The sequence below is a fragment of the Streptomyces sp. RLA012 genome (genome assembly GCF_056270325.1).
The window spans coordinates 56898-70494 of record NZ_JBWDPA010000003.1; the positions used below are offsets into that span (position 1 = coordinate 56898).

At 68.1% G+C, this 13597-nt stretch carries 15 protein-coding genes and 5 pseudogenes; 14 read left to right on the forward strand and 6 right to left on the reverse strand.

What is annotated here, in order from left to right; translation table 11 throughout:
* Positions 1–5: 5 nt before the first annotated feature.
* Positions 6–146, forward strand: a pseudogene (locus tag RV986_RS52810) (DUF6207 family protein); the annotation flags it as partial.
* A gap of 38 nt (positions 147–184) precedes the next feature.
* On the opposite strand, the gene RV986_RS52815 reads toward RV986_RS52810, so the two are convergent.
* Entirely contained in the window at positions 185–568 is a 384-nt protein-coding gene (locus RV986_RS52815; protein ID WP_475924931.1) for a hypothetical protein, read from the reverse strand.
* Between the two features lie 262 nt (positions 569–830).
* On the opposite strand from RV986_RS52815, the gene RV986_RS52820 reads away from it, so the two are divergent.
* The 3 genes and pseudogenes from RV986_RS52820 (at position 831) to RV986_RS52830 (ending at position 3073) form a co-directional block, all read left to right on the forward strand.
* Complete coding sequence (locus RV986_RS52820) at positions 831–1526, forward strand: TetR/AcrR family transcriptional regulator (RefSeq protein ID WP_475924811.1); 696 nt, start codon at positions 831–833, stop codon at positions 1524–1526.
* A 190-nt stretch (positions 1527–1716) separates the two neighbouring features.
* A pseudogene (locus RV986_RS52825) lies at positions 1717–1885 on the forward strand (antitermination regulator); the annotation flags it as partial.
* A gap of 165 nt (positions 1886–2050) precedes the next feature.
* Positions 2051–3073: a DUF6215 domain-containing protein gene (locus RV986_RS52830; protein ID WP_475924812.1), complete on the forward strand. Its 1023-nt coding sequence runs from the start codon at positions 2051–2053 to the stop codon at positions 3071–3073.
* Positions 3074–3202: 129 nt separating this feature from the next.
* Here the strand turns inward: RV986_RS52830 and RV986_RS52835 are convergent.
* A pseudogene (locus RV986_RS52835) lies at positions 3203–3478 on the reverse strand (IS701 family transposase); the annotation flags it as partial.
* Positions 3479–3576: 98 nt separating this feature from the next.
* On the opposite strand from RV986_RS52835, the gene RV986_RS52840 reads away from it, so the two are divergent.
* The 3 genes from RV986_RS52840 (at position 3577) to RV986_RS52850 (ending at position 5239) form a co-directional block, all read left to right on the forward strand.
* Positions 3577–3969: a hypothetical protein gene (locus RV986_RS52840; RefSeq protein ID WP_475924813.1), complete on the forward strand. Its 393-nt coding sequence runs from the start codon at positions 3577–3579 to the stop codon at positions 3967–3969.
* A 173-nt stretch (positions 3970–4142) separates the two neighbouring features.
* Entirely contained in the window at positions 4143–4535 is a 393-nt protein-coding gene (locus tag RV986_RS52845; RefSeq protein ID WP_475924814.1) for a hypothetical protein, read from the forward strand.
* A gap of 317 nt (positions 4536–4852) precedes the next feature.
* Entirely contained in the window at positions 4853–5239 is a 387-nt protein-coding gene (locus RV986_RS52850) for an SsgA family sporulation/cell division regulator (RefSeq protein ID WP_475924815.1), read from the forward strand.
* A 142-nt stretch (positions 5240–5381) separates the two neighbouring features.
* On the opposite strand, the gene RV986_RS52855 is transcribed toward RV986_RS52850, so the two are convergent.
* Both RV986_RS52855 and RV986_RS52860 read right to left on the reverse strand, forming a co-directional pair.
* A complete protein-coding gene (locus RV986_RS52855; RefSeq protein WP_475924816.1) occupies positions 5382–6086 on the reverse strand; it encodes a TetR/AcrR family transcriptional regulator in 705 nt (234 codons plus the stop codon).
* Entirely contained in the window at positions 6083–6508 is a 426-nt protein-coding gene (locus tag RV986_RS52860; protein ID WP_475924817.1) for a hypothetical protein, read from the reverse strand. Before RV986_RS52860 ends, RV986_RS52855 begins: the two co-directional genes overlap by 4 nt.
* A 536-nt stretch (positions 6509–7044) precedes the next feature.
* On the opposite strand from RV986_RS52860, the pseudogene RV986_RS52865 reads away from it, so the two are divergent.
* From RV986_RS52865 to RV986_RS52880, 4 genes and pseudogenes are all read left to right on the forward strand, one after another.
* Positions 7045–7311: pseudogene (locus tag RV986_RS52865) on the forward strand (hypothetical protein); the annotation flags it as partial.
* 18 nt (positions 7312–7329) lie between these two features.
* Positions 7330–8403: a transposase gene (locus RV986_RS52870; protein WP_475924818.1), complete on the forward strand. Its 1074-nt coding sequence runs from the start codon at positions 7330–7332 to the stop codon at positions 8401–8403.
* A 376-nt stretch (positions 8404–8779) separates the two neighbouring features.
* Positions 8780–9061 (forward strand): annotated as a pseudogene (locus tag RV986_RS52875) (transposase); the annotation flags it as partial.
* A gap of 297 nt (positions 9062–9358) precedes the next feature.
* Positions 9359–10507: a PucR family transcriptional regulator gene (locus RV986_RS52880; RefSeq protein WP_475924819.1), complete on the forward strand. Its 1149-nt coding sequence runs from the start codon at positions 9359–9361 to the stop codon at positions 10505–10507.
* 156 nt (positions 10508–10663) lie between these two features.
* On the opposite strand, the gene RV986_RS52885 is transcribed toward RV986_RS52880, so the two are convergent.
* Positions 10664–11086 (reverse strand): hypothetical protein, encoded by a 423-nt coding sequence (locus tag RV986_RS52885; protein WP_475924820.1) that lies wholly within the window; start codon positions 11084–11086, stop codon positions 10664–10666.
* Between the two features lie 726 nt (positions 11087–11812).
* On the opposite strand from RV986_RS52885, the gene RV986_RS52890 reads away from it, so the two are divergent.
* The 3 genes from RV986_RS52890 to RV986_RS52900 are packed head-to-tail and all read left to right on the forward strand — an operon-like array spanning position 11813 to position 13015.
* Positions 11813–12121 (forward strand): hypothetical protein, encoded by a 309-nt coding sequence (locus tag RV986_RS52890; protein WP_475924821.1) that lies wholly within the window; start codon positions 11813–11815, stop codon positions 12119–12121.
* Positions 12122–12166: 45 nt separating this feature from the next.
* A complete protein-coding gene (locus RV986_RS52895) occupies positions 12167–12532 on the forward strand; it encodes a hypothetical protein (RefSeq protein ID WP_475924822.1) in 366 nt (121 codons plus the stop codon).
* A 57-nt stretch (positions 12533–12589) separates the two neighbouring features.
* Positions 12590–13015, forward strand: a complete 426-nt coding sequence (locus RV986_RS52900) for a CYTH domain-containing protein (RefSeq protein WP_475924823.1) — start codon at positions 12590–12592, stop codon at positions 13013–13015.
* A 101-nt stretch (positions 13016–13116) separates the two neighbouring features.
* On the opposite strand, the gene RV986_RS52905 is transcribed toward RV986_RS52900, so the two are convergent.
* Positions 13117–13494, reverse strand: a complete 378-nt coding sequence (locus tag RV986_RS52905; protein ID WP_475924922.1) for a transposase family protein — start codon at positions 13492–13494, stop codon at positions 13117–13119.
* Positions 13495–13597: the final 103 nt, after the last annotated feature.

Here is a 13597-nt window from a genome sequence, read left to right on the forward strand (position 1 = left end):
TGGCCGTGGTCGGCGTGGCGGGCGCTGAGGGCCAGAGTGCCTTCGCCTTGCGTGCGGCGTTCGTCTCCATGCGGGTGCGGACCGCCGTGGGGCGCGCGATCCGGGATCCTGGTCGGCCGGGGGTGCGGCCGTGTTGCTGTGTGGGCAGGCGCCGGCGTTCCGGAGTGGGACGGCTCGGGCCGCGTCAGCTGTGGTTCAGGGACCACACGACCTGGTCCTCGTACCAGCGGGCGGCGCTGACACCGTGCCACGAGGCCGCTTCGTCGACCTGGTCCTCGTACCAGCGGGCGGCGCTGACGCCGCGCCACGAGGCCGCTTCGCCCTCGTGGTCCGCAGCCCGTACGTAGCGCACAGTGTCCTGCCCACGGTGGTCGTCGCGGCGGTCGTCGTCCGTGTGGCGGCCGACTCGCTCGCTGCTGGTCGCGGAGGTGGCGGACACGTACTGCGTGTGCTGCACGGGCACCGAAGTCGTGGCTGCCGACGCCGAGCCGCCGGCTCCGAGAAGGGCTCCGCCGGCCAGTGCCGTGGAGGCGAGTGCGATCGAGACGCGCTTGGTCATGCTGTTCATGGTCATTTCCTTTGCGAGACTGCCGCGGTTTCGCCGAACTGGCGGCCGCCGCTTCCATGTGAACCGAGATCCGGAAATCCCGGGTCGGTCGGCTTGCCGCAAGGTCATCCGGAGGGGTGCCTCACGTTCGGCTCTGCCACCGTACCCGAGGGGTGCCTCATGTTTGCGGTGAGGCTCATCACAGCACGTCGGAGGGGCGAGATTGCGATCGGAAACATGACAACAACCAAATTCGAGGGGGGCCTCATGTTACGCTCGAGTCATGAGCCACCACCACGCCCCGTCCGCGAGCGAGACACCGGCGAAACCCCTGCGCCGTGACGCACAGCGCAACAGGGACGCGATCGTGGCCGCCGCCCGCACAGCCTTCTCCGAGCAGGGCCTCGGGGCGTCCCTGGAGGGCGTCGCCCGCGAGGCCGGCGTCGCGATCGGCACGCTCTACCGCCACTTCCCCACCCGGCTCGACCTGGTCGAAACACTCTTCAACGCGAAGTACACGGAACTGCTCACCACCGCGGAAGAAGCCGCGGCCATGGACGACGCCTGGGAGGGGTTCTGCCGCTACCTGGAGAAACTCTGCAAGCTGCAGGCCTGCGACCGCGCCTTCAACGACCTGGTCTCGGCACGGCTGCCCCTTCACGTGGCCGGCCGCGAGATGTACGAACGCGCCAAGGAACTCTGCATCCAGATCATGCGCAACGCCCAGGAACAGGGCGTCCTGCGCGGCGACGTCACCGCGCAGGACATCGCCTTCGTGATCTGGTCCCAGGCCGGGATCATCCAGGCCACACGCACCATCGCCCCCCGAGCCTGGCGCCGCCACCTCCACCTGATGCTCGACGCCTTCCGCACCGAGGGCGCCCACGAACTGCCCGAACCTCCTCTGACCAGCCAGCAGGTCGACCAGACCCTCGTCACTCTCGAGTGCACCGAAGAAGACTGCCGCGAGCAGTCCTGACCACGCGAGCAGTCCTGACCACACGAGAGACGAGGCCGCGGACAACAGCTGCGCATCACACCGGACCGGCGCCACACCGGACCGGTACCTCGGCCGACCGGCCGGGAAGACCCCGGACAGCACTCTGGGCGGCAGGACCACGGGCCGTCCGACCGCCGTCTTCCGACTGCCCCGGCCCGTGCTGTCACACGCCGCCCGCACCTCACAGGGCGAGCGTGTCTTCCGCATCGCCCACCCTCACCGGCGAACACCAGCGCCGGCCCGCCCACGCTCCCCAGGCCCGCGCGCTCGGTGTGGGCAGCATGATGGGCTTCCTGCTGTTCACCGACGACGAAGACCTCGGCGCGCTCAACCTCTGGCAAGATTTTCGTACAGCTTTGGCTCAGCCCCTGCACCCGCTGTCGTCCCGATAGCCGGTCTCGGGATCGTCGGCTTGGCGTCTCTTGCTTCGGCAGGCCCTGCACGTGCCCGGAACTGTGGCTTCCATCATGGCGAATGTGATCTTGTCCTGGTGAGATCGCTGGATGCTCGGTTTCCTCCTCCGTCTCCTGCCGTTCTGGGTCCGCGAGCCCCTGCTCATCGCGGTCGGGTCTGTTCTCGGCGTACGCATCATGTATCTCGCCGTCCGCGATCACGATCGGGTCGCGGCCGGTCTCGGCGTGGTGTTCCTCGTGTTCACCGCAGTACGCGTCTACGCGGTGATCCGGGCCCTGCGCGCACGCCGGAACCCGAGTCCGGCAGCCTCCGCAAACGGGGCGGCAGTCGATGCTGTCGCCCAGCCCCAGCCCCAGCCCCAGCCCCAGGCCCAGGCCGGAACCGGGCCGCGTCCCGGCCCGGACACTCCGGAGAAGGAGCACAACGCATGGAGCCAGGCCGTCGCGGCCGTGGCCGTGTTCGGGGCACTCGCGGCCGCGCTGTGGGTGGCCCCACGCTTCACGCCGTCCGACGACAACGCCCCGCAGCCCGCCTCGTGTTCGGGCGGGGCACACGAGGAGCTGCCGAAGGCCTACAAGGACACGCCCCAGCCTGTGACCGGTGAAGAGCTGTGCAAGGCGCTCAACCGGCCAGACCTGGCCAAGCTCCTTGGAACGCCTGGAGAGACCGCGACCACTGCTTCCAGCAGCAACAACACCGCTCCTCTGACTGATGGGAAGGTCGCCCAACCGGAGGTCGAGGTCACGTTCGACACGTACACCGTGAATGTCTCGGCCACTTACAACGAGCTGTCGATCGACCAGTACGTGAAGCTGATGAAGTTCGGGGATGAGAAGGACATCAAGACGCTTACGGTTCTCGGTCGGCCCGCGGTCCTCGCCTCGGATCACACCATGAAGCTCGAGATCAATCTCGGGAGTGGCGGATCCGGTGGACCGGTCGAAGAAGGCCCCCTGGCCAGGACGCTGTCCGTGGCCCTGGACCGTAATGACCGAGGCGGCTACTGCGACATCACCGTGTGGAGCACGTCCGGAGCCCTCCCGAACGACAGCGTTCTCCTCAACATCGCCGAGAGGATTCTTCCGAGGATCCCCGAACGACCTGTCCGATGAGACGCCGAAAACATCTCGGCGAAAAGATCGGTCCAGTCGCGCCGCCGGCGACGGCATCAGTCTTGTGACGGGATGCGTGCCGCGATCTCCTTGGCCCAGCGCCCGGCCGACGGCGAAGGGACACTGAACCGTTCCGGGTTCGGTAGAGGGTGAGACCGGTGCGGGCGCTTTTGGGGCCAGGCGCTGTTCGGTGAGGAAGGCGTGGGCAGCGGTCACGAGGGTGACGTGGTGGTGCCAGCCTGGCCAGGAGCGGCCTTCGAAGTGGTCCAATCCCAGGCCCAGGCCGTGTTTGAGTTCGCGGTAGTCGTGCTCGATGCGCCAGCGGACCTTGGCCAGACGGACCAGGTCGGCCATCGGTGTGCTGGCCGGCAGGTTGGACAGCCAGTAATCGGTGGGCGCCTCGGCGTTGGCGGCTCTACAAACAGCTCTACCTGGCCTACGGCATCGCCCTGCCCATGCCACCTCACTTCACCGCCCCTCAATTCCCCCGGTGCGCGCCCCACATGGAGGTCGTCCAGGCGATGTCGGTGCGGCGGCGCCGGCAGCGCCGGCTGCGTCATCGCCCGGTCGCCGCGGCCCTGGGCACCATCACCGCCAAGGCGCTGGTCGCCGGGGCCGGCCCCGGTGTGTGCCCACCACAGGTCGGACCCCGGATACCCCCCCGCACCAGGCCCAGCACGCTCTACAGCGAACTGGGCCTGGCCTCCTACACGGCGACGACATCCCCGATGTGCAGGTCGCGGCGCAGGCGGCCCCCGATCCCGGCGGCTCCCAGCGCGAGCTTGGCGTCGGCGCCCCGGGTCCCGGATGCCCGTTCCTGCAGGTCAGACCCGGCGCCCGCCGCCTCGGCCGCCGTCGCGCCACTCGTGCCAGTCGACCCCTGCGACGTGCTGTGATGAGCCTCACCGCAAACATGAGGGGCCCCTCAAGTACGCTGGGCAACGTCGAACATGAGGGACCCCTCCGGATGATCCTCACAATTCGGCACCCGGCCGATCCGGATTCCCCGGATCACGGACAGGACGGCCGCCCGGTCAACGGAATCGCGGCACATCACAAGGAGATGACCATGAACAAGTGGATCAAGCGCGTCTCGACCGCTGTCGCTTCTACGGCGCTGGCAGGCGGAGCCCTTCTCGGAGTCAGCGGCACGGCGTCAGCGGCGACGGCCTCGGCGCCCGGGGAGCACACGCAGTCCGCGATCACCGCCTTCACCACCAGCGGCGACCGCGCGGACGGATACCAGAGCGCTCACCGCGAGGCACAGGACGACAGCTGGGGCGCACCCCGCGGCTGGTACACGAACGACGACCGCCAGGGCCACTACGGGGAAGAGCGCTGGAACGGTAGCCACATGTACGTCTGGGACGGGTACCGCTGGGACGAGGCGACGACGTGGCACCGCGTCAGCGCCGAGCGCTGGTACCTCGACCAGGTCGCGTGGTACGCGGACCAGCGCTGATGTGGCCGCAGGCCAGCACGGTCGGTTTGACCGGCCGCAACGACGTGGCTTTGGGTTGTGCCGTTGCGACTCGTCAAACCGACCGCTCGCCGAGCCGACAACGAGCGCGAGCCGGTGAAATCGCCGCCCGGCCGAACGGAAACAGCACGCGGGAGCCGTGTGTGCTGCTCCCGTCCTCCGGCGCTACTGGTCGCGCCAGTGGTACTGCCACGCCCCGCGTCTCGAAGCACACGGGGAGCGATCGCAGTGCCGGGCGAGCGGGAACGTGGAAATGAGGGACAGTGAGATCGGTCAGAACCGTGGCACACGAGCTACCCGTGCGGCTTGTCGTGTCGCACGACCTGTCGGGGTCGATACGTGCAGCACTGCGGTACGACGCGGATGATCCCTATGCCGTGCGTGCCGTCTTCCACACCCTGGACCAGAGCGGAACGGTCGAGTGGTTCCTCAGTCGCGACATGCTGGCTCAGGCTCTGAGCGAGCACACCGGGCACGGAGACGTGCGCATGTGGCCGACCGGCGGCTCGGGACGCGATGCGGTGTGCATGGTTCTTCGTTCGCCTGCGGGATCGGCCCTCCTCGAGTTCCCCGCGCAGGGCATGGAATCCTTCCTGCGCGAAACGTGGTCCGTGGTGCCGCCGGGGGCCGAATCCAGCCGGCTCGACCTGGACGCCGAGCTGGCACAGCTGCTGGCGGAAAACTGAACGCCATCCCCTTGAATGGTGACGCCCCTCGTAGGACTGAGGGCCCGGATGCCGACCGCGGCACCGGGCCCGCCGCATGTCCCGCTGTATGCCGCGTTGCCCGACGTGGTATGCCCTGTTGCCCGACGTCGTCAGCCGCGGCTCATGCCTCCTCGCGGCACTCGTGGCACTCCTCTTCGGGGCACTCGAGAGTGGTGAGGGTCTGCTCGACCTGCTGGGGGGTCAGCGAGGGTTCGGGCAGCTCGTGGGCGCACTCGGCGCGGAAGGCGTCGAGCAGCAGGTGCAGGTGGCGGCGCCAGGCGTTGGGGGCGACGGCACGGGTGGCCTGGATGATCCCCACCTGGGACCAGATCACGAAAGCGACGTCTTCCGGAGTGACATCGTCACGCAGGACGCCCTGCTCCTGGGCGTTGCGGAAGATCTGAGCAAGCCGTTCCTTCGTGCGCTCGAACATTCCCCTGCCGAGCGCATGGACCGGCAGGCGAGCCGAGGCCAGGTCATTGAAGGCGCGGTCACAGGCCTGCAGTTCACAGAGCTTTTCCAGGTAGAAGCAGAACCCCTCCCAGGCGTCGTCCATGGCTGCGGCCTCTTCGGCCGCGGCGAGCAGATCCGTGAACTTCGCGGTGAAGAGCTCTTCGACCAGGTCGAGCCGGCGGGGGAAGTGACGGTAGACCGTGCCGATCGCCACGCCCGCCTCGCGGGCAACACCCTCCAGGGAAGCGTCCAGCCCCTGCTCGGCGAAGGCCTTGCGGGCAGCGGCCACGATCGCGTCCCTGTTGCGCTGCGCGTCGCGGCGCAGCGGTTTGGCCGGCGCCTGGGGCGCGGACAGGGCGTGCTGGTGACTCATACATCCAGAATAACATGAGGGACCCCTCGAATTAGGTTGTGATCTCGCTCACGGTGCGGACGGAACGTGGTCCACAAGCACGCACTCAGGGCGCGCCGAAGACGACGAGCCTCCGGCTCAGGCCGCCAGGACCAGCTGGGTGATGGCCCGTTGGGTTCTCCGTACGGCACCGGCCGGCCGGTGAAGGCGTCCAGGAGCATGCGGTCGCCGAGCGGCTTCCCCAGTTCCACCTTCACGCTCTGTTCGGTCATGACGGCGGGGCGGGGGCCGCTCCGCTCCCCCGCGACGGAGGCGTACAGCACCACGCTCTCGTCCGTCTCCAGCACCTTGACGACGGGGCCGTCGTCGCAGGATCCGTGTGTGGCCCTCACCGTGACGGAGCGGCCGTCCGCCGCCGTCTCGGCCGGCCGGGCGACAGGCATGAGACCGCCGGCAGATCCTTGCCGAGCTGGTCCGATCGGCGACTTGGGGCTTTGGCGGAGTGACGGCAACCCGCTTGAGCGGGGTGTCGTGAACCTCCAGCGTGAACAGCCGCGATCGCCACGGTTCTGCCGGAGGAGTTCGCCGCCGTCGCAGCCGGGCAACTGCTGGCCGTCGACGGCAGATCCGACGAGCCGCTCGTCCTCGGCAAGGAACCGGTCGGTCGGCACGGGCCGTCGGGGCGCAGCTACGATCGAGTCACTCCGGAAGACCGGAGTCAGCCCACAGAGGCTGACCGACCTCCAAGTCCTGCGGACGGGGCCCTCGTGGTCTCCCTTTGCTTACCGCTTCAGGTCCTCTTGCAGAGCGCAAGTCCTGCGCAGCCGCAACGCCGTCAGAAGCCAAGGCGTGACGGGGCACAGCCGGTCAGGCGGACGGCCCGACGGCAGCCACCGGGCTGAGGCCGGGGCAAGACGCCATCGGTGTCGGGCCGGGATGCGGTGGTCCAGGTGAGGGCCAAAGGCTCGTCTGGGACCTCGGAGTGAAGCCGGTCATCGCCCGCCGCGGCACCGAGCACGGCTCCGCCCTCGGAACCCAACGCCGGGTCGTAGAGCGTGCGTTCGCTCACCTGCACTGGTTTCGCCACCTGCGGATCCGCTGGGAGATACGGGACGACATCCACGAGGCTTTCCTCACCCTTGGATGCGCGCTCCTTCGCTCTTATCCCTGCGCCCTGCCCGTGGACGGTTGGTTGGGTGAGGTGCGGGACATGGAACGGCCATCGCGGGACTCTCCAGGTAGGTGACGACCAGGGGAGGGTGCGATGGCCGTCGCTGTCAGTGTGCTCGGGGCGGGGGCAGGCCGCCAGGGCAAGGCCAACCTGATGCGCTTCCGCAGGGGCTGGTACGACCGTCTGTCCCGACTGGCTGATGCGTTGTTCGAGCTGACCGACGCCCTGCCGGCAGCCGGCCCGGTCATCTCTCTGCCCTATCTGTCGCTGGCCGGGCTGCACCGGCGTGGTCACGGCAGTACCTATGCGGCCCTGGCGAACGGCCGTGTGGGCGCCGAAGCGGCACGTGCGCTGTTCGCCGACTCGCTGCCCGGCGCGTCATGTCCGGTCTTCGCGGTGGACGTGAGCGTCTGGGTCCGCAGCGACGCGGAGTGTTCACCCGGGCGCGGCTACTACTACCATCCCTCCAGGCACTCGGCGGGACGGCCGGTCGTGGCCGGCTGGGCCTACTCCTGGCTCGTCGGCCCGGAGCTGACGACGAACTCGTGGACCGCTCCGGTCGATGCCCGGCGCCTGGTCCCGGGCGAGAACCCGAGTACGGTCGCCGCCTGCCAGATCAGCGGCCTGCTGCGACGACGACCCGGACTGGGCCGGCAGACACCACTGTTCGTGTTCGACGGCGGCTACGACTCCGTCCGCCTGGCCCTCGAACTCACCGCCGTCCCGGCCCAGATCCTCGTCCGGGTCCGGTCCGACCGGTCCTTCTACGCGGACCAACCGCCACAGCACAGGACGACTGCCGGACGGCCGCGCCGCCACGGCGCGAAATTCGCCTGCCCCGGCCCCACCACCCGGCCGGCCCCGGACGCCGTCCACACATGCACGGACGAGCAGTACGGCGCAGTGACCGTGCAGATGTGGCACCGCCTGCACGCCAAGACCCAGCAGCACGACGGCCATGGCAGCCGCGGCCCGCGCCCCATCATCCCCGGCACCCTGGTCCGGCTCACCGTCGACGGCTGCCCGGCCGGAACCGAGCACCGAAGACCTTGTGGCTGTGGTGGACAGGGCCACCCGGCCATACCCCCGATCCGGACCTGCTCTGGCGGGCCTGCACCCGCCGCTTCGACGTCGAACACACCTTCCGCTTCGCCCGCCAGACTCTGAACCGGACCCTGCCCCGGCCCCGCACGCCCGAGCAGGCTGACCGGTGAACCTGGCTGATCATCGCCGCCTACACCCAGCTTCGCCTCGCCCGAACCCTGGTGGCCGACCACCGACTGCCATGGGAGAAACCGCTGCCGCCAGCTCGGCTCACACCCGGCCGTGTCCGCCGACGATTTCGTCACGTTCAAGCAGCAGTGGGGACACCGGCCAACCCGCCACAACCCTGCGGACGCTCCGCGGGCCGTCCCCAAGGCACCCGCCGAGGCCCCGCACCCCGCCATCCCGCAGTCAAAACAGCCGCAAGACCTGCGACTCACCACCCGCAGGGATAAAAGCGAAGGTGAAAGCGAAGGTGAAAGCGAAGGTGAAAGCGAAGGTGAAAAAGCGTATCGGGTCGTACCAGCATGTCCGCGTAGAGGGCGGTGGTCGCGGGGTGGTCTCTCAGGCCGGGTTCGTGCTGTTGGAGGAGACGGTCCGCAAGTCCGGTCTGGATGCGGCGATATCAGCGGCGCCGGCGCCGTGGCGCAAGGCGCGTGCGGTGCACGATCCGGGCGAGGCCATGCTGGATGTGGCGCTCGCGGTCGCGCTCGGCAGGGACTGTCTGGCCGATGTCGGGCTGTTGCGTGCCGAGCCGGCCGTGCTCGGTCCGGTGGCCTCCGGTCTTGGGCGCTCATGCCATAGATGTCATATGTCTTGAAGAAACGTCACAACAGGGCAATCCAGCAACGGCAGTTCGGACGAACAGCAGCCGGGGGGAGAGTGCCGAGACGATCTCCCCACGAGGGTGGGACCCGCACGACCGGCACGTCATCGGCCCGTGACCTCCCCATGAGGCCTGCCTGCGCAAAAGGGCAGCGGATCGATCAACGGGACATGCGAGGGCCGGTTGCGCACGACAGGCGTCGAAACAGGGTGAGATCGGGAGGACGGCATGGGGAATCTCTTCACGAGACTGATGAGACAGTTGGACACCAACGCTCGGCAGGCGATGGATGTCTACCGGCGTGAGATCCGCGAGTACCGCGTGCTGGAGCGGGACGTCCGCTCTCGTGCAGAGGCGCTGGACTACACCATGTGGTTGAGGAGCCGGACCGTTGAACTGGCGGAGCAGGAGCAGCCTCTCGGCGCGGACGATCTCGCGTTGATGGTGTCGGTGGGGAAACAGCGAGCCGAGAAGGGGCTGTCCTTGTCATCGCACCAGCGGCTGGTCGTCTCGCACACCAGCCTGATGCTGCGTGAGATCCACAGGGCGACCGAGTCCCGCGACGGTGACGATCTCATGCGCCTGATGAGATGGTTCGGCCCGCAGGGATCACGGGGCAGTGACGCCTACATGTCCGGTTTCGTCCACGGGCAGCAGCAGGCTGCGTCCCTCATCAGCCGCGTCCGTACGCTGACCGAAGCCCTCGTTACCGACAACCCCGCCGCGTCGAGCCTGGCGCACGGCGTCGGCATACGCCTTCACCCTCGCTATCTGGTGACCGTCCTTCGCTTTCCCGGCCACTCCCGTCCCACGGACGCCCGGCGTGAGGAGATCACCCAGGCCCTTCTGCAGCACCGAAGAACGCCGATCATGTGGCACGATCCCGGGGAACTGGTGGCCCTGACGCCCAACCGCCCCGACAGGCCCGTCGACGCGATGGTGGAGAACCACGCGCTCTCGTTGGTGCGCGACATCTCCGAAGCCGTGGGAGGTACGTGCGCGATCGGCGCAAGTACCGGTCCTGTCGGTGCGCTGGCCGGAGCCTTTACCCAAGCGCGGAGTGTCAGCCAGGTGGCCCCGGTCCAGACCGGACCACGGCACCTGCACACCCTGGCCGACGTCTTCGCTGAACTCGGCGTTGCGCGGCTGCCGGAGGCCGACGACTGGCTGCGGGACGTCTACGAGAGGCTCTCCCACGGCCCTGACCTCATCAGCACACTGGACATGTTCTACCAGAACGATATGCATCGGGAAAAAGCAGCGACGGCGCTGAACGTCCATCGCCGGACACTGGACTACCGCCTCCAACGCGTAAAGGAGCTCATCGGCATCCATCCAGGTTCCACTCACGGCGTACGGGTCCTGAGCGTTGTGGTGAACCGGGCGCTCGCGCGGGGCTGACCCAGGACGCGGCGGTCCCTGCGACCTCCGCGCAGCGACCGGCTGGGGCGGCAGCGTCGGCAGGCCGTTGATCACAACTGAAGGCAATCCCCGGTGTGAGGGGTTCGGGCGCGAAGGCCCCTGTCCGGGGACAGGGGCCTCAGCTCTGCGTGGCGCCTACTTGGGGCAGGCAATTCCCACGAGGTTGCTGGCGTCGGAGAGGAGCAGGTGGTCAGGGACGTAGCCCGGCGGGGGGATCAGGTAGGAGTCGGCGTATGTGAAGAACTTTTGGGATGTGGAACTGCACTGCGCAAATACGGCGTCCGTCAAGTAGCCGCCGGTCGGGCCGAATACGTAGCCCTGATCCGCGGTGTAGTTGTCCCGGCCGAGAACCGTCCGCAGGTCAATGAACTGCATGTTGGCCTCAACACCGAGTTCGTCGAGGCACTGCACCCCGCTGACGCCCTGCACCGTCGTGCCGACGAGATACGGGTCCTCGGCGCCGACCGTGCAGGTGATGGTGCCGGTCGCGGCCGCCGCACGCGCCTTGGCGGAGGCCTGGAACGTCACCGTCCGCTGCCCCGTGGCAGATGCGCTCACCGACGGTCCTGGCGCCGGCCGGGAGCTCGGTGCGGCGGCGGCGGATCCCGCCCATGGCACCTGTAAAAGGAGCCCGCACAGCAGCGCAACGAGGGACATCAGGCCCAGGCGTGGTTGCCCTGTTGCTCTCATCTTCTCTCCCCTTTTCCCCTAGCCGTCCGGCCCGGTGCCGGATGACTGTCAGATAGCCGTCCGACCCGGTGCCGGATGGCTGTCAGAAAAAGGGTGCTGCACGGGAGTTCCGCACAGCATCGTCACATCTGGTGAAGATGGACGCCCCGAAGCGGCAGGTCTCACCGTGACGCGCAAAACGCAGTCGCGACATAGTTGATCAAGAACCCGCGCCCACACGGGCCAGCCACATCGGCCAACTCCTGCGGGCGCAGTTCGCCACCCGGCGCGGCGGCGTAGGCCCAGAGAGACCGAGCTCATCGGGGTCGTCGGCGATCAGCGGTCATGTCCCCCTGACTTGATCTTTAACCTGTGCGGCGGGGCCGTGGGGTAGTTGACTTCTTCGTTCGCTGTTTCGTCGGCTGTGCCTGTTTCTTTGGGGTTCTGGCCCAGATCTTGGGGAGCAGTAGCGGAAAGTCATCGCGGTGCTCGACTGCGAGGGGCCGTACTTGTGCGAGACCGCGTACGCCTCGCCGCATGACGGGCGTCACTGACGCTCCATCAGGTACCTGTGGATTGCTCTGGTCGTGTCTGTGACCGGTGACGGTAGTGCTCATGAAGGTCGACACATCGTTCTGGGACTCTCTCGTGTTCGACGGGATCGACGAGCTGGACGTCGAGGCGGTTACCGCCGCCTACGGCACGGTCGACGTGACAGCCAGAGGTCGGGCAGCCGGCGCGGCGTGTCCGGACCGCAGCCGGTTCTCGGAACGGGTGCACGACTCCTACCTGCGCAGACTGAGGGATCTGCCACTTGGCGGGCGGAGGTTCACCACCTCCGACCTGGACGATCTACTGGCCCGGCTCGACCGGCATGCATCCGCCGACCGACAAGAAGAATCCTCCGTCGCCCCGGCAGCTTGATCAACCCCCGAAGGATTTCCAGCGCCGACCACTAAGTTCTAGTGGTTGTCGCAACGCCCCAGCGGCCCGGCCCGGTCCGTCCTGCACGCACCGGACTGCGAGGAAGCGCCACAGGGCGCGCCGCTGCCCGATGTGGACCGCGCCCTGAACGCGGCAGAGCACCCGGGCACCCGCCTGTTCAGCCTCGCCTTCGGCGCCCTGCAACTGCCGTTCGGCGATGTCCGGCCGCGCCCGTACAGCGAGCGCCGCGCCGCTCTCCTCAACCTCCTGACAGAACTGCCCACGAACACCCCGATCCAGGCCGTCTCCGCCACCACCGACCGCGACACCGCACTCACCTGGTACAACGCCCTCCACAACCGGGGTTGTTTACGCACAACTGCCGTGTCTCATCAGGGGTACGGGGGGTAGTGCTCGAACGCACTTGTGGGGTGCGGCGAGCTGTGTCTCGTCCGTACGGTCGTGGGCATGGAGCTGGCGTTTTACTCCAGTGAGGGCTGGGAGTCTTGGGGACTATCTGGGAAGCCGACGATCCCCGAGGGGATGGCGTTCCTCGTCGACGATGACCTTCTGTTCGAGGACGGCCGAGGGGTGCGCGCAACGGCGGTGGCCAATGAGTGGTTGCGGCTACGGCCGACGGAGAACTGTCCGGCGCCCTCGTCGTGGGGCACGTACGCGCGTGCCACCCAGGGCTTGATCACCAATACGTACTTGTCGTCGGCCGAGTACGACCTGCTCGCCTCCCTGCCGGCCCGGGTGCTGTCCAAGGCCCGTCTCAGCCTTCCTCCCCTGGGAGTTGATGTTTTCGACGCCCACTTGCAGGGTCTGGTGCTTGCGGAGGCCGAGTTCATCACCGACGAGGAGGCGCAGTCCTTCGTGCCCCCTGCCGAATGAGTTGTGTTCATCTTGAACGTGCAGGTCACGGGGGTGGCATGGGTGGGGTGAGGTCATGCTCGTGCTGGTCGGCGGCGGCTGTCTGCGGTGAAGATCGTCGGTCAGCGGGCGATCGCGTGCCAGTTGAGGACCATCAGCGCGCGGACGAGCCGGGTGGCCCGCTTCACGTCGAGGCGGAGCCGGGTCAGTACGCGCCAGTTCTTCAGGTGTGCGAAGGCGTGTTCGCAGACGGCTCGTTCTGCAGCGATCAGCTGGTTGACCTGCTTCTTCGCGGGCGGGAGCTTCTTGCCCTCGGGCTTCTTGCAGCCGGTGATGACCGCCGGGTCGCTGCTGTCGTCGCCACCACCGTCGAGGCCGACGAAGCCGAGGTCGGCGATCGCGGCGAGGCCGGCCGCGCGGAGTCGGCCGGCCAGGTCGTCGTGGCGGCAGGCGGTGATCTCCGAGCCGCGCGCGGGTCGGGCGGTGGAGGTCCACAGCAGCCGGGGTCAGCCAGGTGGCGGGTGAAGTGGATGATCGTTTCTGTGGCAGTGGCAGTGGCAGTGGGCGTGGTCATCTGGTGGTCTTACGGTTCCGAAGGGCTGC

What these genes read in the sequence shown, in the direction of transcription:
- RV986_RS52815 (WP_475924931.1), bottom strand. Translation starts at nt 568, where the DNA reads ATGAACAGCATGACCAAGCGCGTCTCGATCGCACTCGCCTCCACGGCA.
- RV986_RS52820 (WP_475924811.1), top strand. Translation starts at nt 831, where the DNA reads ATGAGCCACCACCACGCCCCGTCCGCGAGCGAGACACCGGCGAAACCC.
- RV986_RS52830 (WP_475924812.1), top strand. Translation starts at nt 2,051, where the DNA reads ATGCTCGGTTTCCTCCTCCGTCTCCTGCCGTTCTGGGTCCGCGAGCCC.
- RV986_RS52840 (WP_475924813.1), top strand. Translation starts at nt 3,577, where the DNA reads ATGGAGGTCGTCCAGGCGATGTCGGTGCGGCGGCGCCGGCAGCGCCGG.
- RV986_RS52845 (WP_475924814.1), top strand. Translation starts at nt 4,143, where the DNA reads ATGAACAAGTGGATCAAGCGCGTCTCGACCGCTGTCGCTTCTACGGCG.
- RV986_RS52855 (WP_475924816.1), bottom strand. Translation starts at nt 6,086, where the DNA reads ATGAGTCACCAGCACGCCCTGTCCGCGCCCCAGGCGCCGGCCAAACCG.
- RV986_RS52860 (WP_475924817.1), bottom strand. Translation starts at nt 6,508, where the DNA reads ATGCCTGTCGCCCGGCCGGCCGAGACGGCGGCGGACGGCCGCTCCGTC.
- RV986_RS52870 (WP_475924818.1), top strand. Translation starts at nt 7,330, where the DNA reads ATGGCCGTCGCTGTCAGTGTGCTCGGGGCGGGGGCAGGCCGCCAGGGC.
- RV986_RS52880 (WP_475924819.1), top strand. Translation starts at nt 9,359, where the DNA reads ATGAGACAGTTGGACACCAACGCTCGGCAGGCGATGGATGTCTACCGG.
- RV986_RS52890 (WP_475924821.1), top strand. Translation starts at nt 11,813, where the DNA reads ATGAAGGTCGACACATCGTTCTGGGACTCTCTCGTGTTCGACGGGATC.
- RV986_RS52900 (WP_475924823.1), top strand. Translation starts at nt 12,590, where the DNA reads ATGGAGCTGGCGTTTTACTCCAGTGAGGGCTGGGAGTCTTGGGGACTA.